Annotated in this window: 24 protein-coding genes and 6 pseudogenes; 17 read left to right on the top strand and 13 right to left on the bottom strand. The window is 45.3% G+C overall.

Annotation, left to right across the window (positions count from 1 at the left end):
- The first annotated feature begins 14 nt into the window (after positions 1-14).
- Both HRE53_RS29095 and HRE53_RS29090 read left to right on the top strand, forming a co-directional pair.
- Entirely contained in the window at positions 15-704 is a 690-nt protein-coding gene (locus HRE53_RS29095; protein WP_235111969.1) for a Crp/Fnr family transcriptional regulator, read from the top strand.
- Positions 705-733: 29 nt separating this feature from the next.
- Positions 734-1,904, top strand: a pseudogene (locus tag HRE53_RS29090) (IS4 family transposase); the annotation flags it as partial.
- A gap of 190 nt (positions 1,905-2,094) precedes the next feature.
- On the opposite strand, the gene istB (HRE53_RS29085) reads toward HRE53_RS29090, so the two are convergent.
- Positions 2,095-2,844 (bottom strand): IS21-like element helper ATPase IstB, encoded by a 750-nt coding sequence (istB, locus tag HRE53_RS29085; protein ID WP_304518439.1) that lies wholly within the window; start codon positions 2,842-2,844, stop codon positions 2,095-2,097.
- Positions 2,845-3,565: 721 nt separating this feature from the next.
- On the opposite strand from istB (HRE53_RS29085), the gene HRE53_RS35385 reads away from it, so the two are divergent.
- The 3 genes from HRE53_RS35385 to istB (HRE53_RS29075) all read left to right on the top strand — a co-directional run bounded on the left by HRE53_RS35385 (position 3,566) and on the right by istB (HRE53_RS29075) (position 5,839).
- Positions 3,566-4,246: a hypothetical protein gene (locus tag HRE53_RS35385; RefSeq protein ID WP_396133476.1), complete on the top strand. Its 681-nt coding sequence runs from the start codon at positions 3,566-3,568 to the stop codon at positions 4,244-4,246.
- On the top strand, positions 4,227-4,835 hold the full coding sequence (locus tag HRE53_RS35380) for a Mu transposase domain-containing protein (protein WP_396133505.1): 609 nt from the start codon (positions 4,227-4,229) through the stop codon (positions 4,833-4,835). The genes HRE53_RS35385 and HRE53_RS35380 overlap by 20 nt, the downstream gene beginning before the upstream one ends.
- Before the next feature lie 257 nt (positions 4,836-5,092).
- Entirely contained in the window at positions 5,093-5,839 is a 747-nt protein-coding gene (gene istB / locus HRE53_RS29075; protein WP_304518441.1) for an IS21-like element helper ATPase IstB, read from the top strand.
- 244 nt (positions 5,840-6,083) lie between these two features.
- Here the strand turns inward: istB (HRE53_RS29075) and istA are convergent.
- Positions 6,084-7,102 (bottom strand): annotated as a pseudogene (istA, locus tag HRE53_RS29070) (IS21 family transposase); the annotation flags it as partial.
- A gap of 196 nt (positions 7,103-7,298) precedes the next feature.
- On the opposite strand from istA, the pseudogene HRE53_RS29065 reads away from it, so the two are divergent.
- From HRE53_RS29065 to HRE53_RS35040, 5 genes and pseudogenes are all read left to right on the top strand, one after another.
- Positions 7,299-7,613, top strand: a pseudogene (locus tag HRE53_RS29065) (IS4 family transposase); the annotation flags it as partial.
- Between the two features lie 142 nt (positions 7,614-7,755).
- Complete coding sequence (locus HRE53_RS29060; protein ID WP_235111955.1) at positions 7,756-7,932, top strand: hypothetical protein; 177 nt, start codon at positions 7,756-7,758, stop codon at positions 7,930-7,932.
- Positions 7,929-9,626 carry a recombinase family protein gene (locus tag HRE53_RS29055; RefSeq protein ID WP_235111954.1) on the top strand — a complete coding sequence of 566 codons (1,698 nt, stop codon included), beginning with the start codon at positions 7,929-7,931 and terminating at the stop codon, positions 9,624-9,626. Before HRE53_RS29060 ends, HRE53_RS29055 begins: the two co-directional genes overlap by 4 nt.
- A 116-nt stretch (positions 9,627-9,742) precedes the next feature.
- Positions 9,743-10,099: a pentapeptide repeat-containing protein gene (locus tag HRE53_RS29050; protein ID WP_212667114.1), complete on the top strand. Its 357-nt coding sequence runs from the start codon at positions 9,743-9,745 to the stop codon at positions 10,097-10,099.
- 78 nt (positions 10,100-10,177) lie between these two features.
- Positions 10,178-10,576, top strand: coding sequence for a transporter substrate-binding domain-containing protein (locus tag HRE53_RS35040; protein WP_212666961.1), 399 nt, complete (start codon positions 10,178-10,180; stop codon positions 10,574-10,576).
- Here HRE53_RS35040 and HRE53_RS29040 read toward each other — a convergent pair.
- The 4 genes and pseudogenes from HRE53_RS29040 to HRE53_RS29025 all read right to left on the bottom strand — a co-directional run bounded on the left by HRE53_RS29040 (position 10,565) and on the right by HRE53_RS29025 (position 13,930).
- Positions 10,565-11,808 (bottom strand): annotated as a pseudogene (locus tag HRE53_RS29040) (ISAs1 family transposase). The gene HRE53_RS35040 and the pseudogene HRE53_RS29040 overlap by 12 nt on opposite strands.
- A 257-nt stretch (positions 11,809-12,065) precedes the next feature.
- Positions 12,066-12,323, bottom strand: a pseudogene (locus HRE53_RS29035) (hypothetical protein); the annotation flags it as partial.
- Positions 12,314-13,066, bottom strand: coding sequence for a response regulator transcription factor RpaB (gene rpaB / locus HRE53_RS29030; RefSeq protein WP_212666962.1), 753 nt, complete (start codon positions 13,064-13,066; stop codon positions 12,314-12,316). The gene rpaB and the pseudogene HRE53_RS29035, both read right to left, overlap by 10 nt.
- A gap of 453 nt (positions 13,067-13,519) precedes the next feature.
- Positions 13,520-13,930 carry a hypothetical protein gene (locus HRE53_RS29025; protein WP_235111953.1) on the bottom strand — a complete coding sequence of 137 codons (411 nt, stop codon included), beginning with the start codon at positions 13,928-13,930 and terminating at the stop codon, positions 13,520-13,522.
- A gap of 205 nt (positions 13,931-14,135) precedes the next feature.
- Here HRE53_RS29025 and HRE53_RS29020 point away from each other — a divergent pair, with 205 nt between their 5' ends.
- Positions 14,136-14,645, top strand: coding sequence for a class IV adenylate cyclase (locus HRE53_RS29020; RefSeq protein WP_212666963.1), 510 nt, complete (start codon positions 14,136-14,138; stop codon positions 14,643-14,645).
- A 224-nt stretch (positions 14,646-14,869) separates the two neighbouring features.
- On the opposite strand, the gene HRE53_RS29015 is transcribed toward HRE53_RS29020, so the two are convergent.
- A complete protein-coding gene (locus HRE53_RS29015) occupies positions 14,870-15,172 on the bottom strand; it encodes a DUF3240 family protein (RefSeq protein WP_212666964.1) in 303 nt (100 codons plus the stop codon).
- A 214-nt stretch (positions 15,173-15,386) separates the two neighbouring features.
- On the opposite strand from HRE53_RS29015, the gene HRE53_RS29010 reads away from it, so the two are divergent.
- On the top strand, positions 15,387-15,665 hold the full coding sequence (locus tag HRE53_RS29010) for an RNA-binding protein (RefSeq protein ID WP_235111952.1): 279 nt from the start codon (positions 15,387-15,389) through the stop codon (positions 15,663-15,665).
- A 50-nt stretch (positions 15,666-15,715) separates the two neighbouring features.
- Here the strand turns inward: HRE53_RS29010 and HRE53_RS29005 are convergent, their stop codons facing one another.
- The gene (locus tag HRE53_RS29005) at positions 15,716-16,552 is read right to left on the bottom strand and encodes a hypothetical protein (RefSeq protein ID WP_235111951.1); all 837 of its coding nucleotides are present in this window, start codon (positions 16,550-16,552) and stop codon (positions 15,716-15,718) included.
- Between the two features lie 125 nt (positions 16,553-16,677).
- Here HRE53_RS29005 and HRE53_RS29000 point away from each other — a divergent pair, with 125 nt between their 5' ends.
- Entirely contained in the window at positions 16,678-16,992 is a 315-nt protein-coding gene (locus HRE53_RS29000; protein ID WP_212666985.1) for a single-stranded DNA-binding protein, read from the top strand.
- A 371-nt stretch (positions 16,993-17,363) separates the two neighbouring features.
- A complete protein-coding gene (locus HRE53_RS28995) occupies positions 17,364-18,122 on the top strand; it encodes a hypothetical protein (RefSeq protein ID WP_235111949.1) in 759 nt (252 codons plus the stop codon).
- Between the two features lie 47 nt (positions 18,123-18,169).
- On the opposite strand, the gene HRE53_RS28990 is transcribed toward HRE53_RS28995, so the two are convergent.
- The 3 genes from HRE53_RS28990 to HRE53_RS28980 form a co-directional block, all read right to left on the bottom strand.
- Positions 18,170-18,451 (bottom strand): cell division protein SepF, encoded by a 282-nt coding sequence (locus tag HRE53_RS28990; protein WP_235111947.1) that lies wholly within the window; start codon positions 18,449-18,451, stop codon positions 18,170-18,172.
- Between the two features lie 154 nt (positions 18,452-18,605).
- Entirely contained in the window at positions 18,606-18,767 is a 162-nt protein-coding gene (locus tag HRE53_RS28985; RefSeq protein ID WP_235111946.1) for a hypothetical protein, read from the bottom strand.
- A 15-nt stretch (positions 18,768-18,782) separates the two neighbouring features.
- Complete coding sequence (locus tag HRE53_RS28980; protein ID WP_212666982.1) at positions 18,783-19,019, bottom strand: hypothetical protein; 237 nt, start codon at positions 19,017-19,019, stop codon at positions 18,783-18,785.
- Between the two features lie 401 nt (positions 19,020-19,420).
- On the opposite strand from HRE53_RS28980, the gene HRE53_RS28975 reads away from it, so the two are divergent.
- The gene (locus tag HRE53_RS28975) at positions 19,421-20,005 is read left to right on the top strand and encodes a hypothetical protein (RefSeq protein WP_212666981.1); all 585 of its coding nucleotides are present in this window, start codon (positions 19,421-19,423) and stop codon (positions 20,003-20,005) included.
- 15 nt (positions 20,006-20,020) lie between these two features.
- On the opposite strand, the gene HRE53_RS28970 is transcribed toward HRE53_RS28975, so the two are convergent.
- Together HRE53_RS28970 and HRE53_RS34675 are read right to left on the bottom strand one after the other, a co-directional pair.
- Complete coding sequence (locus HRE53_RS28970) at positions 20,021-20,563, bottom strand: hypothetical protein (RefSeq protein ID WP_235111944.1); 543 nt, start codon at positions 20,561-20,563, stop codon at positions 20,021-20,023.
- A 7-nt stretch (positions 20,564-20,570) separates the two neighbouring features.
- Positions 20,571-20,702, bottom strand: a complete 132-nt coding sequence (locus HRE53_RS34675; RefSeq protein WP_255801593.1) for a hypothetical protein — start codon at positions 20,700-20,702, stop codon at positions 20,571-20,573.
- A gap of 201 nt (positions 20,703-20,903) precedes the next feature.
- On the opposite strand from HRE53_RS34675, the gene HRE53_RS28965 reads away from it, so the two are divergent.
- Positions 20,904-22,301, top strand: a complete 1,398-nt coding sequence (locus HRE53_RS28965; RefSeq protein ID WP_235111943.1) for a cytochrome P450 — start codon at positions 20,904-20,906, stop codon at positions 22,299-22,301.
- Positions 22,302-22,510: 209 nt separating this feature from the next.
- A pseudogene (locus tag HRE53_RS28960) lies at positions 22,511-23,314 on the top strand (filamentous hemagglutinin N-terminal domain-containing protein); the annotation flags it as partial.
- Positions 23,315-23,381 lie beyond the last annotated feature (67 nt).

Raw genomic sequence — 23,381 nt, 5'->3', positions numbered from 1 at the left:
CGGGACACTAACTTATTTTCCAAGAACTCTCTTGCTCACAGCTCCTGGCTTTAACCCAAATCGCTCAATTTCAAGTCTTCAAAAAAGGTGAACTCATTTTTAAGCAAGGACGACCGGCTACTAGGTTCTTTGTGATTAAAACAGGAAGAGTCAAAGTCTTTAAAATTTCTGTGAATGGTAGAGAGCAAATTCTGAATATCTTTGATGAGGGGGAAAATTTTGCTGAAGTGGCAGCGATAGATGGACTAGAGTTTCCTGCATCTGCAACCGCATTAGATCCGACAACAGTTGTCTTTTTCACTCGGACAGAATTTTTGGCATTGCTGCATCAATATCCCGACATCGCCATCCATATCCTCAGTAGTTTGGCGAGACATACACGACATTTAGTTCAGGTCATCGAAGACCTCTCCTTTAAAGATGTGCCGCAGCGCCTGGCATCTCACTTACTGAATTTGAGCAGCTATCAGACGGTCACTCCGTTGACTCAACAAGCAAATGTAGTCATGCTAAATTTAAGCAAACATCAGCTAGCAGCGGCTTTAGGTACGATACCGGCTACCCTCTCGCGGGCATTCTATCGCCTCAGCACTGACGACATCATTGCAGTCAAAGGAATGCAAATTGAGATCTTGGATCACGACCGCCTCCTAGCGTTAAGTCAACTATCGAAATCTCAACCATCTCTAGACCAATGTCACTGACTTAAGAAAGTAGAAAAGGGCTGCAAGTCTTGATAGATATAGAATCAAGACTTGCAATCCATCAATAATCTGCCTTCTACTATGTCTCAGTCAGCCGAAATTCTCAAGCATCAGTTTTCCCAAAGCCTGGGATTGCCCTGGACGGATATTCTTCTCGCTTCAAGGCTGACCGACATCCTAGCAGAAGAATCAATCTCCTATCGTAACCGTGTGTATACGCCCATCGTTACGTTGTGGGCCATGCTCTACCAAGCATTATCTGCAGACAAAAGCTTGCGCAACACGGTCAAATGCATCACCACCTGGCTCACTGCCGCAGGACTCCAACCCCCATCATCAGATACAGGAGCCTACAGTAAAGCCCGAGGAAGATTACCTGAGTCCCTGCTGCAACGGTTAATTCCCGAAACTGCTAATCACATAGAGCAAAGCATTCCCCAAGAACACCACTGGTGTAATCGAACAGTGAAAGTCTATGACGGCACGACAGTGCTGATGGCTGATAGTGCGGCGAACCAAGGGGAGTATCCTCAACATGGCAATCAGGCTCCTGGCTGTGGATTCCCCATTGCCCGTTTAGTGGTGTTTTTTTGCTTAATCACAGGGGCAGTGGTCTCAGCCTGCATTGCCCCCTGGAGCATGAGTGAAATCGTCATCAGTCGGCTGCTTTATGAGGATCTGGAGGTTGATGATGTGGCCATAGCAGATCAAGCCTATGGCAGCTATGTTGCTCTAGCCCTGATTCAACAACAAGGAGCCGATGGGGTTTTACGTAAACATCATGCCCGTCATACAGACTTCCGTAAAGGACGTAAGAACGGGATAGGAGACCACCAAGTTCAATGGCAAAAGCCCACACGGTGTCCCGCCCACATGAGTGCAACGGAGTTTGCAGAGATTCCCAAAACATTGACAGTCAGGGAGGTATCGCTACGTCTATCGCGTCGAGGCTTTCGAGACCAGTTCATTATCGTCGTCACGACTTTACTGGATGCTCAGCGCTATAGTGCTAAACAATTGACTCGCTTGTACGGATGGCGATGGCAGGCGGCTGAAGTCAATTTGAGACACCTCAAAACCACCTTAAAGATGGAAATGCTCACGGCAAAGACACCTGAAATGGTGCGCAAGGATATTTGGTTGTCGAATGTCAATTACATAGTCCGAAAGTATTTTGATTTTCCTCCTGCTATTAGAGATTTGATTTGAAGCTTTGTCACTTGTACTTGAGATCGATGATCTTCTGCCTCGGTGATGGCCGAAGGCCGGTCGGAGACCATCGCGACAGAGAGCAAATGACAATTATCAATAAAACCACCATCAATAGAGATGCTTTCGAGTAAGCATCTCTATTGATGGTGGGGTAAAGGAGGTTTATTCTCGCTTGGGATTAGCTAGAAGTCTTTGGAGAATTGGCCGCGTTTTTAGCAGCTGCTTGTTTTCGAAAACTCTCAGCCTGCATCTCGAAAATGGTGGCATGGTGAATTAAGCGATCAATAGCAGCCACTGTCATCATCGAGTTGGGGAAGATCTTATCCCATTGGCTGAAAGGCTGATTAGCCGTGATGAGTAGGCTCTTTCGCTCATAGCGATGAGCAATCAGTTCGAATAGGACCGAGGTTTCAACATCAGACTTTTGAATATAGCCGAGGTCATCAATGATGAGCAGATCGTACCGGTCGAGCTTAGACAACAGGCTCTGCAATTCCAGTTGGAGTTTTGCCAGTTCCAGCTGTTGCACCAACGCTGTGGCCGTGACAAACTTCACCCGTTTCCCCAACTCAACAATAGAAGTCCCTAATGCAGAGCTGACATGTGTTTTCCCTGTTCCGCTTGGCCCAAATATCAAAATATTACTGCCCGACTCTAGCCAGTGAGTTGTTTGGGAAAACTCCATGATGGCTGCTGGATTGAGACTGGGAATATGGTCAAACTCAAAATTGGTCCAGGACTTGCCGTAGGGCAGCTGCGCTTCGGTTAGCGCGCGGGAGATCCGATTCTGTTCTCGACGGCTGGCTTCCCCTTGGGCTAAAGCCAATAGAAACTGGGCGTAGGACCAATTCTCCTGAGTCGCTTGATGCTCGATGCTCTGCCACTCGTCGAGGAAATGTCTTAACCGGAGCTGCTTGAGCGTCATCATCAAATTGTCGTATGGATTGTCCGGTGCTGCATTGGAGGAGTTGGTCATAGTCGGAGAGAGCGTGCTGTTGTGAAATGATGTCAGGATATTGCTCAGTCGAGAGCTTGAACTCAAAGGCTTGTTTTAATCTACTCAAGGTCAGGGTGGACTGTTCCAGTTGGGTTTGTAGATAGTCAGCTACCTGGGATTCTTGATCCTGAGTTGCAGCAATGTAGAGGGCTTCTGTCATCAAACGGGCAGCCTGGTCCCGCTCAAAGTCAGCTTTGAGGGATTCCCATAGCTGATGCCATTGAAGATTGGGCAGTAAGTCTGCTTGCCATTGGCAGTAGAGAAACGCATGGGGCTTTCTCCTGAGACTTTCTGCCACATGCTTGTAATCGATACTACGAGCCCGTCTCTTCTTCCCAGAGCCATGGACATGGACCCGCGCCAATTCCACTACGGGAGTGGTGCCTAAGAAACCGACAAGGCGGTCATGGTATAGGTGCAGTTTCAACCGATGACCAATTAAGCGAGAGGGGACTGATAGGCGACAATTGCATAGACCGAATACATGACCGCCTGACAATTACGTAGACCTCTCTAGAAATCAGGATCTCATTCTCAAAACACAAGAGATCTCAAATCAGTTCAGAGAGCATCTATACCTTTTCACTTTTTTTATAACTCCATACAGGAAAGACACTAGGGTTTGTACACCTAAGACGATTAGGGACCTCTAGTGCCAGCTCCTATTAAACCTCAACAGGTACAGCTTTATATGAAAACAAAACAATCCGGCTCTTCCCAAGACACTGCAGCTGCCAAAGCAGGGATCTCAACCCGCACTGCCCGTCGTATTGATAGTGGCACCCATCGTCCCCAACGAGGCCGCCCTCATGACTGGAAAACCCGTGAAGATCCGCTGGATGGATTATGGGAATTAGAACTTGAGCCGATGTTAGAGCGTGAGCCTCGATTAGAAGCGACTACTCTATTTGAGACCTTACAAGAGGACCATCCTGGGCAATATGATGACAAGATCAGAACCGTGCAACGCCGAACCGCTAAATGGAAGGCAGCTCATGGCAAGCCCAAAGAAGTGATGTTCAAAATTCAACATCATCCTGGAGAGATGGGACAGTCAGACTTCACCCAGCTCAAAGGTTTCAGTGTGACGGTTCAGGGTGAAACCTTTCACCATATCTTGTATCACTATCGACTGAGTTATAGCGGCTGGCAGTACGTGCAGGTGATTCAAGGCGGAGAGAGTTTTATCGGCTTATCTCAAGGACTACAAAATGCCTTATCTGCCTGTGGTGGTGTTCCTAAGACCCACCGTACCGATAGTCTGAGTGCCGCCTATCGCAATACCGGCGGTCGTAACCCCCCAGCTGACTCAGTTGTATTCCACTCTGTGTGACCATTACCGGATGGAGCCGACCCGCAACAATCTGGGCGTCTCTCATGAGAATGGCGGCATCGAGAGCTCCCATGGCTATTTCAAGCGGCGATTATGCCAGGCCCTGTATCGTCGAGGCAGCTTTGACTTCGAATCCGTAGCTGAGTATCAACAGTTCATCGAGCAAGTCATCGCTAAGCTGAATGCCAAGTGTCAAAAGAAGTTTGCACTGGAGCTCCCCACATTACAACCTTTGCCCAAATATCGCACCCCTGATTATGAAATCCGCAGCGCTAAAGTCAGCTGCAACAGCACGATTGCCGTCCGCTGTGTCCTGTACACAGTCCCCTCTCGCTTAATTGGTCATCGGTTGAAACTGCACCTATACCATGACCGCCTTGTCGGTTTCTTAGGCACCACTCCCGTAGTGGAATTGGCGCGGGTCCATGTCCATGGCTCTGGGAAGAAGAGACGGGCTCGTAGTATCGATTACAAGCATGTGGCAGAAAGTCTCAGGAGAAAGCCCCCATGCGTTTCTCTACTGCCAATGGCAAGCAGACTTACTGCCCAATCTTCAATGGCATCAGCTATGGGAATCCCTCAAAGCTGACTTTGAGCGGGACCAGGCTGCCCGTTTGATGACAGAAGCCCTCTACATTGCTGCAACTCAGGATCAAGAATCCCAGGTAGCTGACTATCTACAAACCCAACTGGAACAGTCCACCCTGACCTTGAGTAGATTAAAACAAGCCTTTGAGTTCAAGCTCTCGACTGAGCAATATCCTGACATCATTTCACAACAGCACGCTCTCTCCGACTATGACCAACTCCTCCAATGCAGCACCGGACAATCCATACGACAATTTGATGATGACGCTCAAGCAGCTCCGGTTAAGACATTTCCTCGACGAGTGGCAGAGCATCGAGCATCAAGCGACTCAGGAGAATTGGTCCTACGCCCAGTTTCTATTGGCTTTAGCCCAAGGGGAAGCCAGCCGTCGAGAACAGAATCGGATCTCCCGCGCGCTAACCGAAGCGCAGCTGCCCTACGGCAAGTCCTGGACCAATTTTGAGTTTGACCATATTCCCAGTCTCAATCCAGCAGCCATCATGGAGTTTTCCCAAACAACTCACTGGCTAGAGTCGGGCAGTAATATTTTGATATTTGGGCCAAGCGGAACAGGGAAAACACATGTCAGCTCTGCATTAGGGACTTCTATTGTTGAGTTGGGGAAACGGGTGAAGTTTGTCACGGCCACAGCGTTGGTGCAACAGCTGGAACTGGCAAAACTCCAACTGGAATTGCAGAGCCTGTTGTCTAAGCTCGACCGGTACGATCTGCTCATCATTGATGACCTCGGCTATATTCAAAAGTCTGATGTTGAAACCTCGGTCCTATTCGAACTGATTGCTCATCGCTATGAGCGAAAGAGCCTACTCATCACGGCTAATCAGCCTTTCAGCCAATGGGATAAGATCTTCCCCAACTCGATGATGACAGTGGCTGCTATTGATCGCTTAATTCACCATGCCACCATTTTCGAGATGCAGGCTGAGAGTTTTCGAAAACAAGCAGCTGCTAAAAAACGCGGCCAATTCTCCAAAGACTTCTAGCTAATCCCAAGCGAGAATAAACCTCCTTTACCCCACCATCAATAGAGATGCTTACTCGAAAGCATCTCTATTGATGGTGGTTTTATTGATAATTGTCATTTGCTCTCTGTCGCGATGGTCTCCGACCGGCCTTCGGCCATCACCGAGGCAGAAGATCATCGATCTCAAGTACAAGTGACAAAGCTTCAAATCAAATCTCTAATAGCAGGAGGAAAATCAAAATACTTTCGGACTATGTAATTGACATTCGACAGGGGACTGTGTACAGGACACAGCGGACGGCAATCGTGCTGTTGCAGCTGACTTTAGCGCTGCGGATTTCATAATCAGGGGTGCGATATTTGGGCAAAGGTTGTAATGTGGGGGAGCTCCAGTGCAAACTTCTTTTGACACTTGGCATTCAGCTTAGCGATGACTTGCTCGATGAACTGTTGATACTCAGCTACGGATTCGAAGTCAAAGCTGCCTCGACGATACAGGGCCTGGCATAATCGCCGCTTGAAATAGCCATGGGAGCTCTCGATGCCGCCATTCTCATGAGAGACGCCCAGATTGTTGCGGGTCGGCTCCATCCGGTAATGGTCACACAGAGTGGAATACAACTGAGTCAGCTGGGGGGTTACGACCGCCGGTATTGCGATAGGCGGCACTCAGACTATCGGTACGGTGGGTCTTAGGCACACCACCACAGGCAGATAAGGCATTTTGTAGTCCTTGAGATAAGCCGATAAAACTCTCTCCGCCTTGAATCACCTGCACGTACTGCCAGCCGCTATAACTCAGTCGATAGTGATACAAGATATGGTGAAAGGTTTCACCCTGAACCGTCACACTGAAACCTTTGAGCTGGGTGAAGTCTGACTGTCCCATCTCTCCAGGATGATGTTGAATTTTGAACATCACTTCTTTGGGCTTGCCATGAGCTGCCTTCCATTTAGCGGTTCGGCGTTGCACGGTTCTGATCTTGTCATCATATTGCCCAGGATGGTCCTCTTGTAAGGTCTCAAATAGAGTAGTCGCTTCTAATCGAGGCTCACGCTCTAACATCGGCTCAAGTTCTAATTCCCATAATCCATCCAGCGGATCTTCACGGGTTTTCCAGTCATGAGGGCGGCCTCGTTGGGGACGATGGGTGCCACTATCAATACGACGGGCAGTGCGGGTTGAGATCCCTGCTTTGGCAGCTGCAGTGTCTTGGGAAGAGCCGGATTGTTTTGTTTTCATATAAAGCTGTACCTGTTGAGGTTTAATAGGAGCTGGCACTAGAGGTCCCTAATCGTCTTAGGTGTACAAACCCTAGTGTCTTTCCTGTATGGAGTTATAAAAAAGTGAAAAGGTATAGATGCTCTCTGAACTGATTTGAGATCTCTTGTGTTTTGAGAATGAGATCCTGATTTCTAGAGAGGTCTACGTAATTGTCAGGCGGTCATGTATTCGGTCTATGCAATTGTCGCCTATCATTTGGTCTCATTTGCTAGGCTACAACTTATTGAGAAGTCTCATGGAACAGGCTGCCCCATGGGCAGAATATGACCGCTCTCGACTCTCTTTACAAGGGGCTCGACAACACTTTAATCAGATGCTGGTTTTGTTAGCAACGGCCACACAAGCGATACGTCAACGGTTGTATGCTCATCTGCTTGAAAATATTGCTACTGACCTTCTGCCGGTTCGACCCCATCGGCTCGAACCCAGGGTCGTTAAACGAAGACCTAAGCCCTTCCCCAGAATGCGACAACCGCGCTCTGTCCTCAAAGCCAATCTGGCTGCTTGATTAAGCTTACACGTTCGCAACAATGTGGCGAAAATCCCTTTTGACTTCAGTGCAATAATTCAGCGCCAACAAAGCCAGCCAGCCTTGCTAGTTTTGGAGCATAAAGAGAATAGCTCTGCTCCTTCAACACTGGAGAGTTGCCATGGCGAATCATCACCCTCGAATTCTCAACGTAGAGGTGGAAGTTGAGTTTAGCCGCCTTGCAAGCGAGTACTTAGTTGCTGCCTATGCTCAGGTACTGCCAGAAATACGCTCCACCTCTAAGTCATCCAAACAACGTGAATCATTAGATATCAACCTTAAGGAGGCCCAGTCATGAATAGCATCCAAGTGGCCATCTATGCACGGGTTTCTTGTGAGCAACAAGTCAGTACCAATACCATTGATAGTCAAATTACAGCATTGTTAGAGCAAGTCAAAGCCGATGGGTACACTTGTTCAAAACATCTGCAGTTTAAGGATAATGGCTTTAGTGGTAGCAATCTCATACGGCCTGCCCTGGAACAGTTGAGAGATGCTGTTGCCTTAGGTGATATTGATCGGCTATATGTCCATTCTCCAGATCGACTGGCTCGGAAATATGCTTATCAGGTGGTCCTTGTCGATGAGTTTTCAAAAGCGGGGGTAGACGTCATTTTTCTGAATCATCCTCTGGGCCAATCTCCCGAAGATGAATTGCTCCTCCAAGTCCAAGGAATGGTAGCTGAGTATGAACGAGCAAAAATTCTAGAACGGAGTCGTCGGGGAAAACGACATGCAGCACAAAGTGGTTCTCTCAATGCTTTTTCCAGGGCTCCTTATGGGTATGATTTCATTTCCAAACACCTGAATGGTGGCCAAGTTCGCATGGATGTTAACTTGACCCAGGCACGCCATATTCAACAAATGTTTGAGTGGTATGTTCATGAGCACTTAAGTGTTAGTGAAATTTGTCGACGTCTTGAATCAATGTCTATCCCCTCTCCCTCTGGGAAGCCCAAGTGGACGGTCACCACCGTATCGAGAATGCTGAAGAATCCTCACTATAAAGGCTGCGCAAGTTTTGGTAAATGGCGCAATGGTCAAAAAATAGATAGGCCCAGAGCCATTCGCAATGCCTCCTCCCATCCAAAAGCACATTCCGTTTATCGAACACCTCCCGAAGATTGGATCGTTGTTCCCGTTACCCCGATTATTGATGAGGCTTTGTTTGAAGCAGCTCAAGAGAAATTAGAAGAAAATCGGACTCGCTTTCGCCAGCGAAAGAAAGGTCCCAGTCATCTATTGCAAGGGCTAGTCGTTTGTGGGCTCTGTGGATATGCTTATATCCATTCCAATAAATCATCAAATCACCGATGGTACCAATACTATCAATGCAGTCCGAGTCAAAAAGTGGATGGGCGACCTTGGTGTCCCAATCCTGCAATTAAGGCACAGGAACTCGAAGAGGCTGTCTGGGTAGAAGTGTGCAGATTACTGCAGAACCCAACTCATTTACAGCAAGAATATCAAAGACGCTTGCATGCTGCAGATGAAAGCCCCGCCGCCCAGACTCGCCAACACCTTAAATCACAAATGAGAAAACTACACAAGGGCATTGAACGTATCATTGATGCTTATGCTGAGGGGCTTATCAACAAGAAAGAATTGGAACCGAGACTCAAAAGCATGAGAGATAGATTGAAGGTCCTAGAAGTCCAATCACAACAATTGAAAAATGAAGAAGTTTTTGACAGTGAACTGAAGTTGGTGATTGGGCGGCTCGAAGAGTTTTCAGCTAGGGTCAAAGAGCGATTAGATACATTGGCATTCTTAGAAAAGCGGGAGGTCATCCGTTCACTCGTCAAGCGAGTAGAAATCTTTCAAGATAGGGTCAAAGTAGTATTTAAGGTGGGAAACAGTCCTTTAGTAGCAAGGGAGCAGACAGCTCAAAAAAAATTCGCCACATTGTTGCGAACGTGTATCTCAGTGCCATTGATCTCTAGACTGAATGTAACGCCTAGATTCAAATCCTTTTCTCAAAAACCAAGATGACAGCAGATGTTTGGCTACTACGGTCTATTATTTGGCAAAATTTTGACCATTGCCTATGGCATTCTTAACTCGGTAATATACGCTTGAATATGGAAGCTCCACTCACAAAGCAATCAATGGAACCGACCCAAAATCCGAAAGTTGATAAACTCCTCAAAAAATATGCCGCTGGGGAACGCAACTTTAGAGAAATAGATTTAAGTCAGTCTGACCTCAGTGGAATTAACTTAAAGGGAGCAGATCTTAGTTATGCTGATCTCCGTGAGACAAATTTAAACAATGCCAATTTGAGGGGAACGGATCTTAGTTATGCCAGTTTGAGTGAAGCAGATTTGACACAAGCAGATCTACGCGGATCCAGCCTTTTTGGTGTCGACTTGAGAAGCACGACCTTAACAGATATTAGCCTCACTGAGGCTGATTATGATAAGACCACTCACTTCCCAGCTGGCTTTGACCCTAATGCGTCTTGAACCAAACAGGGCTAGCCCCTTGTCTTTGAGTCAATAGGTTAGTAAGATTCTGCCAATCTTCTTGTTCAGTGTCACCTTATGAAGCTTTTTTGTGTAGCGTTGAATCGCATCTCTGCTGTGCGATTGCCTCGCATTCCCCAGATCTTTGCTACCGTTGATGGCCAACATTCTATGGTACGTGCATCACTCACCGTCATGGCAACAGCATTGCTCAGTTGTGTAATCACCCCTCAATGGGTCTCAGCTGAAACCGTTCTTGAAAAGGTTGATCGTACAGGTACATTAACTGCGGGCACCAATCAAGCAGCTTTCCCCTTTGCCTTTACCAACGAGCAGGGACAACTGCAAGGGTATTCGGTAGACATGCTAAAGCTCATTCAAACACAGCTTTCAGAAGAATTGGGGAAGCCGATTGAGCTGAAGCTCTTGGCCCTAACCCCCGAAGCCAGGGTAAGCGCAAGAAAATCAAGCCTCTGAAAGGCTAGACTGTAAAGGAATAGAAGCGCCTAGAACCTTGAGCATATACGCTTCATCCATGCTCGCCCGTTTTAGTTTTTGACGGGTACTTTTCTTAAAGGACGTTTCTTGATTGAGAAGGTTGATGCTCCAGCGTCTCAGGATGGCCATGTTTTCCGGCGCATGTCCTGTGCGAATGCGGCTAGCATCTTCGCCAAAGGTCACGTCTAAGACCCAGTAGAGTTGGTTCTCAATCGACCAATGCTGGCGGATGGCTTTGCCCAACTGCTGAGCATTTGGCGGTAGAGAACTGATATAAAACATCACCTCATAGGTGGTTTTGTTCCACAGATGTCGGGTCCGAGCGACCTTGACGATGGTTTGCAAGCCCTTCCACTGCGCCTGCTTGTACAGAGGACCCATCTGTTGAAGGGACACGGCCCAAACTTGTCGTTTCTCGCGACGATGGTGCCCTGCTTCCACCCGCGCATCATAGCTGTGCTCAATGCACTTAAACTCATTCGCCTCAGCCGTTTCAAACCATTGCTCAACCTGCTCAAACAGCGTGGGATGATTCTCCTTGAGGGCCAGCACATAGTCAGCCTCTTTAGCTTGAATGTGGCGGGCAATCTCGTGCTGAGTTCCCATTGCATCAATGGTAATAATGCACCCGGCAATGTCTAATAGCTCTAGCAGTGCTGGAATAGCGGTAATTTCGTTACTCTTGTCTGCAACTTTGACCTGTCCTAGAAATAACCGATACTCACTGGCCCAAGCACTGACCAGATGCAATGCGGATTGGTCTTGATTGCGATCATAGGAACCTCTGAGTTGTTTGCCGTCAATCGGTATCACTTGAGCGCCGAGGGTTGTCACTACCTGATCCAACCAGTGATTGAAACTCCGCTCAAAAGCGGAGGGGGCAAATACGCTCAAACACTCGTCGATAGGTGTCTGCTGTCGGTATCCCGGACGGTAGGCTCAGAAAACTCGACAACCAATCTTGATGGCTTAGACCATAGGTTTCAATGTCTTCCCACCCTTGTGCGCCACCTAAACTTGCCAATAGTCCAATCACGACGATGCTGACAAACGGATGCTGGACACCTTGGCCTCCCACGTGGATCAGGCAAATCTTCAAAACACTCGGACAATTGTTGATAAGCCTGATCGCAATCACTGGCAGGCAGGAGTGACGAGGATGAGTCAGTGGAAGCTGGTGAGGAAGGGGGCTTGCTGAATCCTGTAGCCATGGGGAAACCCTTTTAACAGAATGGAGTTCCATAGCATATTACAGCTTCATTTTTCTTGCACTGCCCCTGGCGAATGGTGATGAGTTTATTATCTGACATGCTTGAAAATATAATGAGTGTTTTTGGTAAGAACCGCGAAAGGCTAATCAGCGGTTTGGAATACTTCAATTTTCACTAGACTCACTGTACAGATTATTGAAAGCACATTAAGACGATAATTGATTCTTTCGAAATAATTCGCCAATAGTGTCTCCCCTTCAATGACCCCAAACCAGCATCACTCTCTCCCGCTCCAACCACCCCCCGATCATCTCTTCAATCCGCTCCATCGTCTCGCCAGGACGCAGCTCAATCACTTGCCAAATATCGAACGTGTCCTCAATCTCAACGGCGCACTCCCAGCAAAATTCAGGAGTAGAAAAAACATCCCTCACAAAAGGCTTCCCTGTTCCCGCCACCGTAATCCAGTCTTGCCTAGAGATGTTTTCAGAAACAACCAGGTGTTCTAGCTGACCTGCTGATCAGCCAAAATTTGTGATTGATCATATTTCAGTGCATAACCTACACCACGAATCGTATGAATCATCACTGATTCTCCTAGATTCTCTTTGAGTTTATGACGCAAACGTGACATGTGAACCTCGACTGTTCGCGTATCAACTATGGACTCTTCACCATATCCCCATACTTTCTGTAAAAGCTCCTGACGAGAAACAGCTTCTCCAAGTCGGCTAGCCAATAGTTCCAATAAACTAAATTCCATCTGGGTGAAGAAGAGACGTGCTCGGTCGTGGTAAATCTGCCGTTTATTTCTATCAATGTAGAGTGAGCCAATCTCAATCACACCAGGGATTTGATACTTCGATATTTTTACAGCATCCAGTCTGCGGAGAATAACCCGAACACGAGATTCTAGTTCTTTAGGTGAAAAGGGCTTGACCATATAATCATCAGCACCCATTTCTAAGCCAGTAATACGATCTGCTGTCCCTGACAGAGCGGTCAGCATAATAATCGGAATTCTCGATATTTTGCGGACGGCTTGACAAACACCATAACCATCCAGTTTCGGCATCATCACATCTAGTACAATCAAGTCGGGATCTTGATGCTCAAAAACTTCTAGTGCTTCTATGCCATCAGCAGCAGTGAAGACCTTATAGCCCACCATAGTTAGCCGGGTTGATAATATTCGTCGAACCGAAGTTTCATCATCAACGACTAAAATTGAATGCTGTTGGTGACTAGGATTATTCATGGATTCAAACTTTGCCGTATGAAAACCTTAAGAAAGAATTCAATATACTGATCAGAATTAACTTTCTAAATCTATAAAAAATGAGAGCATTTTGTATATTCTTAATATCTTGAAGGAGTGCCAATAATAACTAGTTTGAAAGCATCTACTTAGAACTTATTTCTTAGATGCTTACCTCCCCTAAAAGCAAGTAGTTCTTGAAGCTATAGCAGGCAAAATGTACCTGCTTAGAATTCATAATTGCATCCGTACAGTTGATAGAATTCCTTTTAGTATAGATAGAACTATGTAAACAATCAAATCATTTGTGATTTATTTCTATCTATATATCAACTAGGCTCTTAGGCTTCTCAGACATGATTGAAGCATACCCAGTGACCTCATAACCGATTTATGATCCCTATCTACTGTAGTTTTCCATCGAACTCAATGATTACTGGATCGACACTTTACCTAACTATCGATCATGAGTTTTAAGCCATGGACTGGGCAGACAGGAATTTCGTCTTCTCGATTCTTGCGATACCAATCTTGATGGCATTTTTCGACGGGACAGACATACCGGGGACTTTCAACAGAATTTTTGATCCCTGGAAGAGGATAATAAATTCTGAGGGCTTTAAGAATATCCTCAGCAGGATATTGTTCTTCTAGATATAATCTGATCCAATCACGGGTGGGTTCATTCTCAGCTAAAAGGCTGGAGAGCTGTGTATGGCTCCCTTGTTGGAGTGAAGACTCAGATAGTAGTCCCTCTAACTGTCTTTCTATTCGTTGTGCAGCCGGAGCATCAAGGAGTTCTGCAATATAGGGTTGGATTGCCTTAGCTGCTGTACAGATGTCATCGGGTGAATATTTCATCATTCGCTATGCTCGACTATTAGTTGAATCTTTTAGATAGCCCCAAATCTTACAATAGCTTCTTATTCGGTAATCTATTACTTGGTAACCCTCAACCCCAAACACTCGCCACCCTCTCCCGCTCCAACCCCAGCCGCACCATCTCCTCAATCCGCTCCAACAATTACAGACCAGTAAACACATCTAGAGTTTCTTCGATTCCCCGCATATGGCTCGAAACATTGAAATCAAGGCCCGCATCCACAACATTGAAACCATCACCAAACTGGTAGCTCAATTTGCCGATCAAGGACCCATCGAGATTGTGCAAGACGATACCTTTTTCCAGTGTGAGAATGGCAGGCTAAAGCTTCGATCACTATCCAAAACTGAAGGAAAGCTGATCTTCTACCGTCGCCAAGATCAACCCGGTCCAAAAGAATCCTTTTACCTGATCTCACCCACTTCATCGCCAGACAGCTTACGTGAAGCGCTGACGTTGGCCTATGGTCAAGCTGGTCGTGTCCGCAAGGTGCGAACCTTATTTCTCGTTGGTAGAACCCGCGTTCATCTGGATAAGGTTGAAGGGTTAGGTCATTTTCTTGAACTGGAAGTGATACTTGCAGAAGGTGAGTTACCAGAGACGGGGATTGAAGAAGCTCACCTGCTCATGGATAAGCTTGGGATCGAACAGTCTCAACTTATAGATAGAGCCTATGTCGATCTACTGATCGTTTAAGTTGTCTACCCTCGGCTTTCTCCTGACCTGGGTACAAGACCCTCACTTGCTGTTCAGCTCTGTGGATAGCTCGGCTCCTGGCGCTATCTAGGAGGTCGATCAGAGCGTCTTCGGGGTCTTCGTTGGAATAAAGGTAGGCGAGGAATCCAAGGTTCAGGAGTGAGGTGGATGGTCAGGCTGGAGGTTGGCTGAGGAGTGGGCATAGATAGAAATTGAAGAATAACCTAATCAAATAATCCATCTACTTTTTGTCGAAAAGCAATCAGAGCATGAGAGCCACGGTACTGCTTCAGCTCTTCGAGTAATTGATCTGATACCTCTGAAGATACAATCGTTTTCACTTGAATATTGGTATTAAATCCTGCAATATCCCCCATCCGCTGACCATGACTCCCTGCTCCCTGGGCTGGAATGATGGTGTACCCAGAGGCATCTAATGTATTGAGTAAATGGATCAGACGATGCTGTAATACCGCTTCACAAATAACGGTGACCAAAATACCTTGGTTTATTGAAGAAGAAGACATGGGAACTCCAAATGAGTTGTGTTCAGCTAAAATCTCTGATACAGCACTTTCACCACAAATATTTACGTCATGACTATCTGGCTGGAGACCCTTGATCATGGCATCTTCAAATCCTACCCTCCAATTCTGAGATCTCTATGAAGATTGCTTTTACTCTCAAAAGAAGAAATAGGGATCGGGTAGCATAATCATGACTAATCTTGGATATCACCTCATGTCGATTTACGTTGGTAACCTCTCTTATGACGTTACAGAGCAAGACCTAAATACCGCTTTTGCCGAATATGGAACCGTAAAAAGTGCCAAGCTTCCCACTGACCGAGAAACAGGACGCAAACGTGGATTTGCCTTTGTCGAAATGGGTGATGATGCTGAGGAAGCCAAAGCCATTGAAGAACTAGACGGTGCTGAATGGATGGGACGTACCCTGAAAGTGAATAAGGCAAAGCCCCGTGAAAATAGAGGTGGTGGTGGTGGTGGTAACCGCTGGTAGAGCTAATTTGAAGTAAGGGGATTAGCGCTCATAGCTCAATCGTTTTAGGGCTATGAGATTACCTGATCAGATTTCTCTGCTTCACTCATAACAGCTTCCACACCCACCACCGTGACCATGACTCCTTTTCGCTGACACTCAAAACGATAGAGTTTTCTATCCTCCAACTTCTCCAAGCACTCCTTACTAATCAGAGGTGAGTGCTGAAGAATCCTCCTATTGTCATCCAGCTTCTGATCACGCTGGACCAACACTCTTTGCTTGTGTGCATTCCACACTCCGATCAACACCCAAGCTTCAGGCTTCTCAGGGGTTACCTCAATCGCCCCTGCAAATTGTGTGAAGAATATTTGACCATCAATAATCTGGGGATAGCATTTGACCATCAAGGGTCTATCCAAGGCGGCTTTAGTAAATTTTGCGAATCGATGCTTTACTCTCAAGGGAATCTGATGACCGTCAAGCTCTAAAAAGTAATTGGGTCGTTCCTTCTCCCCCTCAACCTCCTGAACCCGGATGATTCCCGGAAGTCGGCACCAGGCCCGATGGGTGCCATTGCCAGAGAGCAGAGGCTGTCTCTTATTTCGCTGCTTTCGCTGCTTAGATTTTGCCTGGGGAGTTTTTGTCGCCTGCTGTTGCTGGGGTGTTGCTTTGGGTTTTCCCTTGGCCTGATCCTGGTCTGTGGATTGACGTTTGGTACTAGCCTGAGAGGCTTTTGGTATTTCTTTTGATGGTGCTTTGGCAGAACCTGTTGTGAGTTGTTCTATCTGAAGCTGAGATTCGAGTTTCGCAATCGTTCGTTTTAGGAGAAGGGCAGCAGTTTCGTTGTTGCACTGCTCAAGCTGAACTTTGAGTTGGTTGAGCTTGTCGATAGTTGCAGAGGGCATAGGAAACCTCACTAGGGACAGACTTGCAGCTATTCTAGAGTATGAAGTGAGGCTTTGGGTGAAATTTAGGTTTCTCGCCAGGATACGTCATACAACCCATGCCCAGACTTAAGATAATAGACATTATGAATCAATGTGCTTTTCAAGCCATCCTCCTAGAGAAAGATCTGCGGCACGCTAAAGACGGACAGGCAATCGCTGAATTTGTGGTTACTATTCCTCCATTACGAGAAGAAGATCCCCCAGAAAACCTCAAAGCAATTTACTGGGGTGAAAATGGAGAAAAAGCCCATCAAGCCTTGCAACCCGGCGACCAACTGATTCTACAAGGGCAGCTCAAAATCACAAAAGTGACACACAAAACGGGTGAAGAAGAATATGTTGAGCAACAGGCTAGCCTGATTGTTGAGAAGATTAACCGAATTCAACGGGCTAGCTGATGAAGCATTCTGTCGAAATCATTGACGATGCTATCGAAATAAGCGCAAAGCAAAATGTAGAGTAGCTCAGCAAGTCTTGAAATAACTGAAATAAAAAGGCAAAGATTGTCAAAACTCTCCAGAAACTCAAAATGTAGCCCATTAATGATTAGATACAAGTGAAGTTAATTCCGGGAATGCTATAGGTTAGCATTCCTAAGCTTTGCTGAAACTACACTGATTTACGACAATCTATGGCTACTGACAACAAATACTCCAAAGTACTTCTTGAGTTAAAGACCCACTACCAACAGACAATTGCTGAACTCGAAGCTTAAACGAGTCAACTCAAGACTAAAATCACGTCTCTAGATACGTTAATTGAAGATCCATTGTTAGGCTCTGACATTCTTTCAGTCCTGCAAGGTGAAGCAGATTCACTAACCTCAGAAGCTCCAGCCTCTAAAGTTGCTAAAACAGTAGAACCTAAAACCAAGTCTAAGAAAACTACTCAAAAAGCTGCTTCTAAGAAAACAGCTGCAACTTCTAAGAAAGCAGCTGCAACCGCAAAGACAAAGGAAACCGTAGAATCTAAAGCTGAAGCTGCCCCAAAGAAAGCTGCCCCAAAAGCTTCACCTTCATCTGGGAAGAGAAAATCTCCAACATCCCAAAAATCAGCCTCAACTCCGAAAAATACAAAAAAGGTAGAGTCTAAAGCTGAAGCTAATCCTCCAAAAGCTGCTCAAAAAGCTTCGCCCAAAAAATCCTCTACTCCTAAGAAAACACCATCTCAGGAAAAGACTAAAAAAGCTCAGAAACAAACAGGCCGTTCTTCATCCAGTGTTCTGAAGATGAACAAGCCCTTTGACAAGACGAGTAAATTTGATGCAATCACACAGATCATGAAAGAACAATCTGGAAATTTGGTTCACATGGATGATGTGATATTGAAGCTATATGGTGAACTGAGTGGCGATGCACTCAAAGTGGAACGTAAAAGGATGCACAACACTATGTATCAGGGTACCAAGAAAAATCTATGGATTAAATCCCCTAATGTACCCATGAGTTATATCCTTGAAGAAAATTCACAGACTAAATCTGAGGAATCAAAAAAAACTAAGGCCAAAAAGTCTCAGAAAAAGACCTAACGAAAGAATACTAGATGGTCGGGTTCAGCCCAGTATCATCATCCGACTCAAGCAGGAGCCATCATTCTTGTGATCGAGAATGATGGTGGAGCAAATAGGAAAACGCCTCTACCAATCTCCATTCGCTCTCCTGATAGCGCAAAAGTACTACCAGCCAAGTAGTCTGTTAGCCTCTGAGCCAGCTTGTTTTCCAAAGCTGCTAAATTCACTAGGAGCATATCATCCGTTTTCATTGCGTTGATTGCTTCCTCAGCATCTTCAAATGACTTGGGGTGACACACGCGGATTTTGTGGGGTGATATTCCTTGAAAGGGAAGAAGATTGTCCATGCGCCAGTGCTCCTCTAGTACCAAATCCAGGCACATCCTTAACGTTTCGTGAATACTCCAGGCAGTCTCTTTATGCATACTCAAGCCTAGAATCGTACCTGATCCGTTACTCCCAATGACACTAGAAGGAACCAATTGTTCCGCAGCTACCGAATTACCCCCAAACCCTTACCACCCGATCCCGATCCAAGCTCACTCCTACCATCTCATCAATCCGCTCCATCGCATCCTTTGGCCTCAGCTCAACCACCTGAAAGATGTCGAACTTATCCTCTATTTCAAAGACTGCTTCAAGCAGAATTCTGTGAAGCCGCAATACATTAGGCCAACATCAGCCGATTTCTTGAAAATCAAAATAATTTTCAGACTGCTTAATCAATTGCTGTAGCTCATCGAATTCCATTGCCTGGATAGCCATTGCTAAACCTGTATGGACGAGTGCTAATCTCTGCTTTGCTTCTGGGCTTAGTTCTTCAGATGCTTCTTCTACACACTCAAACATCGTTGCTGTCTGGGTCAGGTTGTCAAAGGTAACGGCTAATACTTCGGCCAAAAAACTTGTCAACATAATATCTTCGCTTTATCCCTGTGTGTCCCTATATCATCAAGTAAAGCAATTTTGATTAAAACAGCGTAAACACTGATTATTATCAATTAGCCATCTGAAATCCCTAGTAGTTTCTCCTGATAGCGATATTACGTAGTTTATGGCTATCAGGAGAAACCTTGGCCCAATCACCCCCAAACCTTTGCAACCCGCTCCCAATTCAGGTAAACGCCTACTATCTCTTTAATTCACTCAATTGCTTCACCTAGCCACAGCTCAACCATCTAGAAGATATTGAGCGTGTCTCCCAGCTCTGGACTTTTAAACGGAATTTTGATGAGCGGCTTTTTTCCCTCAACTGTGATCCAGAATTGCCTAATACATTAATCTACTATCAGAGCCTTTGAACCAATTGCACTCTCATGCCCATAACCTACACCAACCGGAAGCAGAAAACGTTTTATTTGCATCAGGGCAAGACTAAAACAGGTAAACCCAAATACCACTTCTCAATGAAGGCTGAGGGAGTATTAGCCGAGGCCATCCCAAAAGGATTTGAAATCTATGAAAATCCTAATGCCCAAGTTTTCTTGAGGAAGATTCCGCCAAAGCTGATCACCGATCAGGAATTAAGCCTTGTTAAGGATGGAATGGAGAAATATTCCCATGCGGATAAATACATAGTTGATGTCAAGAAAGAGACCATAAGTATTTTTACTCCGACTCAGAATGTTTCTGCCCTTTCAGAGTTTCTCGTTCCAACAGCTCAGGCTCTTGGAAAAACTCAAGAGGACTTACAAAAACTCCTCCAACAGGTGCTGTCCTATTCCTGTGATTTTAGGTTCATTTTGGTGAACAAACAGCAGCGACTCTTTCAAGCCCAGAGATATTGCTATCTAGGTTCCATTGACGATTGGATAGAGATTGGCTCCACCGATCAGCTCGAAATCCTGGTCAAAAAATATACCAAACATATTGACCAAAACTCTATGTATGAATTGCTTTGAGACTGAAAAAAATTACTATCCATTCTGAGCAACGTTAAAGCTGAGAAGAACAGCAACTTGCAAAACTACCATTTCACCCCCCAAGCCCTCGCCACCCGTTCCCGGTCCAACCACACCCCCGATCATCTCCTCAATCCGCTCAATGGTTTCCCCTGGCCGCAGACTCAACACCTGCAATACATCGAACGTGTCCTCTAATTCCAGCGCACACTCGAAACAGAACTCAGGTGTTTCAAACGAAATTCTGATGAATGGCCTACCGCTGCCCTCGATGGTGATCCAAAACTTCCCTGAACTGCTTCGGGAAACCGTCAGATACTCAAGCTGCCCCTTTTGCTTGGTCTGCTGAACCAAGTTCCTTTGACGCTTCTCCAGTGCATGAAATTTGGACTCAAAAGCTCTCGACACTCTGGGGGGTCGAACTCTTCCTGGTGTTTGCCGAGCTGAATACCCTCGCTGTGTTCTCCGAGTGTCGGTGGGTTCGCTGCGGTCGTATTTGGGGGTGGGTTCAGTGTTGCGATCATCATCTTCAGGCTGTGAAGTTGCCTTACGCTTCACTGGCAGATCATCTTTCCGGTCGATGGTCTGGAATGATGCCTTGTCTGGGTATGTCGGGGTTGCTTCGGTATTTGTCGAGGGTGTCAGCGTGGGTTCGGCGGGTGGTTTGGGCTTCAGGGAAATGAGTTGAGGGGGGCATTGCAGATATCCAGTGCTAAGGCTGGTTCAGTTTAGCTTCTGAGGATATGGTCTGGGGGGGGGGTTTTGTTGGGAAAGCTTAATTTTGGGGTGGGGGGCTGATTTTTGGGGGAGCTGAATCGTTAGGTTTTGGGACTGTTGAGATCGCAAAGTCGTCCCAAAAAAAGTGGTATCGTTCTCGGCACATAGGGGTTCATACCAGATGTATGATCCTACTTTGACAATTCCTCTGAGTCTTTTTTTTCCAATGACAACTCAATTCGATGATGCAGCGGCAATGGAATTACCGCCAGGTAGCTTTGGGCTTCCGATATTAGGAGAGATATTCAGCTTTATTACTGACAATCAAGACTTTGCTAAAAATAGGCATGAGAGATATGGATCGATATTCAAAACTAAGCTAATAGGTTTTGATGCACCCATTGTTTATATCAAAGGGGCTGAAGCTAATAAGTATGTTCTGATGAATGAACATAAACTTTTCGTTAGTTATTTCCCAGGTAGCATAAGGAATTTGTTAGGTGATAAAGCAATCACTCAACAATATGGGGATGTTCATCAAAACCGTAGGAAGCTTCTTTATTCCGCTTTCCAGCCACGTAGCCTTTCAAGTTATCTGACTGGCATGATTTCAGTAACAGATCAATACCTAGAAAAATGGCTTGATCTGCAGACGTTTACTTGGTATCCAGAAATCCAGAAGTATACATTTGATATAGCCTGCAAGTTACTGATTAGTTTAGATAATGCATCATCCACACCCCTTTATCGTGACTATGATTTATGGGGAGATGGTTTATTCTCCTTTCCATTACCTTTTCCTTGGACTAAATATCAAAAGACTTTGAGAAGTAGACAGCGACTTATCGAGCAACTAGGAGATTTGGTCGAGAGCAGGAAGAAGAATCCTTCAGATTCAACATCAGATATTCTAGATCTGTTGATTTCTGAGAAAGATGAAAATGGGGACCATCTGACATTTGAAGAAGTTAATGAGCAGTTATTGACAATCCTTTTTGCTGCACATGGAACGCTTGCTTCAGCGATTTGTTCATTATGCATAGTTTTCGGCCAAAATAAAGACATTTTTCAGCAGGCTAAAGAGGAGCAGGAACAGCTAGGACTTGCGGAGGAAATTAATTATGAGAAATTACAGCAAATGCCATTTCTGGATCAGGTTATCCGGGAAACACTGAGACTTTTTCCACCAGTAGGTGGTGGATTTAGAAAAGCTATTCAACCCTGCAGCTTAAATGGATATCACATTCCCAAAGGTTGGAATGTAATTTATCAGGCTTCCCTTACGCATCTCGATATAGAAGTATATGATAAACCCGATGAATTCGATCCTGATAGATTTACTCCAGAATCACATAAGAAGCTTGCCAAGAATATGAGTTATATCCCATTTGGTGGTGGGATGAGAGAGTGTATTGGCAAAGAATATGCTCGGCTGGAAATGAAGCTATTTGCTGCCAAGTTGTTGCAGGGGTATGAATGGGATATATTACCCAATCAGAATATGGATCTTGATATTATCCCTGTCATGAAACCTCGTGATGGTCTAAAAGTAAATTTTCAATCTGTTGATGGGATATAAGTAATGTCGAAGATCACTAAAGTTGTACTATTATCTCCTCTGTCTGCAGTCACAGTAATGTCAGTCTCGTGTGCATCTTTGGCACAAATAGTACCTGATACTACCCTCCCAAGTAGTTCTAGCGTTTCTAGCTCTGTTAATAGTTCTGTGATTAATGGAGGGACACAAAAAGGGTTCAATCTATTTCATAGTTTTTAAAAGAATTTAATGTAGTTAATGGTTCAAATGCTCGATTCAATAATTCAGCAACCATCCGAAATATTATTAGTCGGGTTACTGGCAGCAATGTTTCACGAATCGATGGATTGCTCGAATCAAATGGAACTGCTAACCTGTTCATTCTAAATCCATCAGGAATTGTCTTTGGTCCAAACTCAAAGCTTAATATAGGAGGCTCATTTTTTGTAACTACAGCGAATAAATTAGAGTTTCCAGATGGAATCTTCTTTGGTGTTGATAACCTCGCTAAATCAGAAAATCTTAGTAGTGAGTTACCAATAAATTTTGTCTTTAATGGTAATTCAGCACAAATTAGTTTTGAAGGTAATGGAGGGCAATTAGGCTTTTCCAATCCCGCTGCACCACTAACGAGTCTTACGATTGGAGGTGGGAATAGCCTTGATGGGTTAAGAGTAAATGAGGGGAAAGGAATTTATATCTTAGGTGGTTCGATCGATTCTTATGGAGGGGTTTTAACTGCTCCATCAGGAATTATAAATCTATCATCCATTAGAACAGGGAAAATAGGATTATCACGGACCCTGCAAGGGTATGGCCTCAGCTATGACGGTATTTCGAGCTTTTCTAATACCTCACTAGATGGCAATACACTAATAGATGCTAGTGGTAGTCAAAATGGCAAGATTGAAGTTTATACAAAGAACCTTGATATAAAGAATTCATCTAAGCTTTATATCCAAACTATAGGAGATGCCACTAATAATGGAATAAAAGTCTTTGCAAGTGAAAATATAAATATTCAGGGAGTTGTGGATCCTCTTTTTTTCCCCTAACCCTTTTGATCTGCGACCGGTTTATGGAGGATTCATTTTACAACATATTGGTGATTTACAAGGCCCT

The organism is Acaryochloris sp. 'Moss Beach', from assembly GCF_021497025.1.
Lineage (GTDB): Bacteria > Cyanobacteriota > Cyanobacteriia > Thermosynechococcales > Thermosynechococcaceae > Acaryochloris > Acaryochloris marina_A.
The sequence above is the reverse complement of the archived record's forward strand: the minus strand, read 5'-3'. Positions and strand labels throughout refer to the sequence as shown.

Excerpts from the sequence above, each read along its gene's own strand:
- istB (WP_304518439.1), bottom strand. The coding sequence starts at position 2,844 with ATGATGACGCTCAAGCAGCTCCGGTTAAGACATTTCCTCGACGAGTGG.
- istB (WP_304518441.1), top strand. The coding sequence starts at position 5,093 with ATGATGACGCTCAAGCAGCTCCGGTTAAGACATTTCCTCGACGAGTGG.
- HRE53_RS29060 (WP_235111955.1), top strand. The coding sequence starts at position 7,756 with ATGGCGAATCATCACCCTCGAATTCTCAACGTAGAGGTGGAAGTTGAG.
- HRE53_RS29055 (WP_235111954.1), top strand. The coding sequence starts at position 7,929 with ATGAATAGCATCCAAGTGGCCATCTATGCACGGGTTTCTTGTGAGCAA.
- HRE53_RS29050 (WP_212667114.1), top strand. The coding sequence starts at position 9,743 with ATGGAACCGACCCAAAATCCGAAAGTTGATAAACTCCTCAAAAAATAT.
- HRE53_RS35040 (WP_212666961.1), top strand. The coding sequence starts at position 10,178 with ATGAAGCTTTTTTGTGTAGCGTTGAATCGCATCTCTGCTGTGCGATTG.
- rpaB (WP_212666962.1), bottom strand. The coding sequence starts at position 13,066 with ATGAATAATCCTAGTCACCAACAGCATTCAATTTTAGTCGTTGATGAT.
- HRE53_RS29025 (WP_235111953.1), bottom strand. The coding sequence starts at position 13,930 with ATGATGAAATATTCACCCGATGACATCTGTACAGCAGCTAAGGCAATC.
- HRE53_RS29020 (WP_212666963.1), top strand. The coding sequence starts at position 14,136 with ATGGCTCGAAACATTGAAATCAAGGCCCGCATCCACAACATTGAAACC.
- HRE53_RS29015 (WP_212666964.1), bottom strand. The coding sequence starts at position 15,172 with ATGTCTTCTTCTTCAATAAACCAAGGTATTTTGGTCACCGTTATTTGT.
- HRE53_RS29010 (WP_235111952.1), top strand. The coding sequence starts at position 15,387 with ATGTCGATTTACGTTGGTAACCTCTCTTATGACGTTACAGAGCAAGAC.
- HRE53_RS29005 (WP_235111951.1), bottom strand. The coding sequence starts at position 16,552 with ATGCCCTCTGCAACTATCGACAAGCTCAACCAACTCAAAGTTCAGCTT.
- HRE53_RS29000 (WP_212666985.1), top strand. The coding sequence starts at position 16,678 with ATGAATCAATGTGCTTTTCAAGCCATCCTCCTAGAGAAAGATCTGCGG.
- HRE53_RS28990 (WP_235111947.1), bottom strand. The coding sequence starts at position 18,451 with ATGGACAATCTTCTTCCCTTTCAAGGAATATCACCCCACAAAATCCGC.
- HRE53_RS28980 (WP_212666982.1), bottom strand. The coding sequence starts at position 19,019 with ATGTTGACAAGTTTTTTGGCCGAAGTATTAGCCGTTACCTTTGACAAC.
- HRE53_RS28975 (WP_212666981.1), top strand. The coding sequence starts at position 19,421 with ATGCCCATAACCTACACCAACCGGAAGCAGAAAACGTTTTATTTGCAT.
- HRE53_RS34675 (WP_255801593.1), bottom strand. The coding sequence starts at position 20,702 with ATGCCCCCCTCAACTCATTTCCCTGAAGCCCAAACCACCCGCCGAACC.
- HRE53_RS28965 (WP_235111943.1), top strand. The coding sequence starts at position 20,904 with ATGTATGATCCTACTTTGACAATTCCTCTGAGTCTTTTTTTTCCAATG.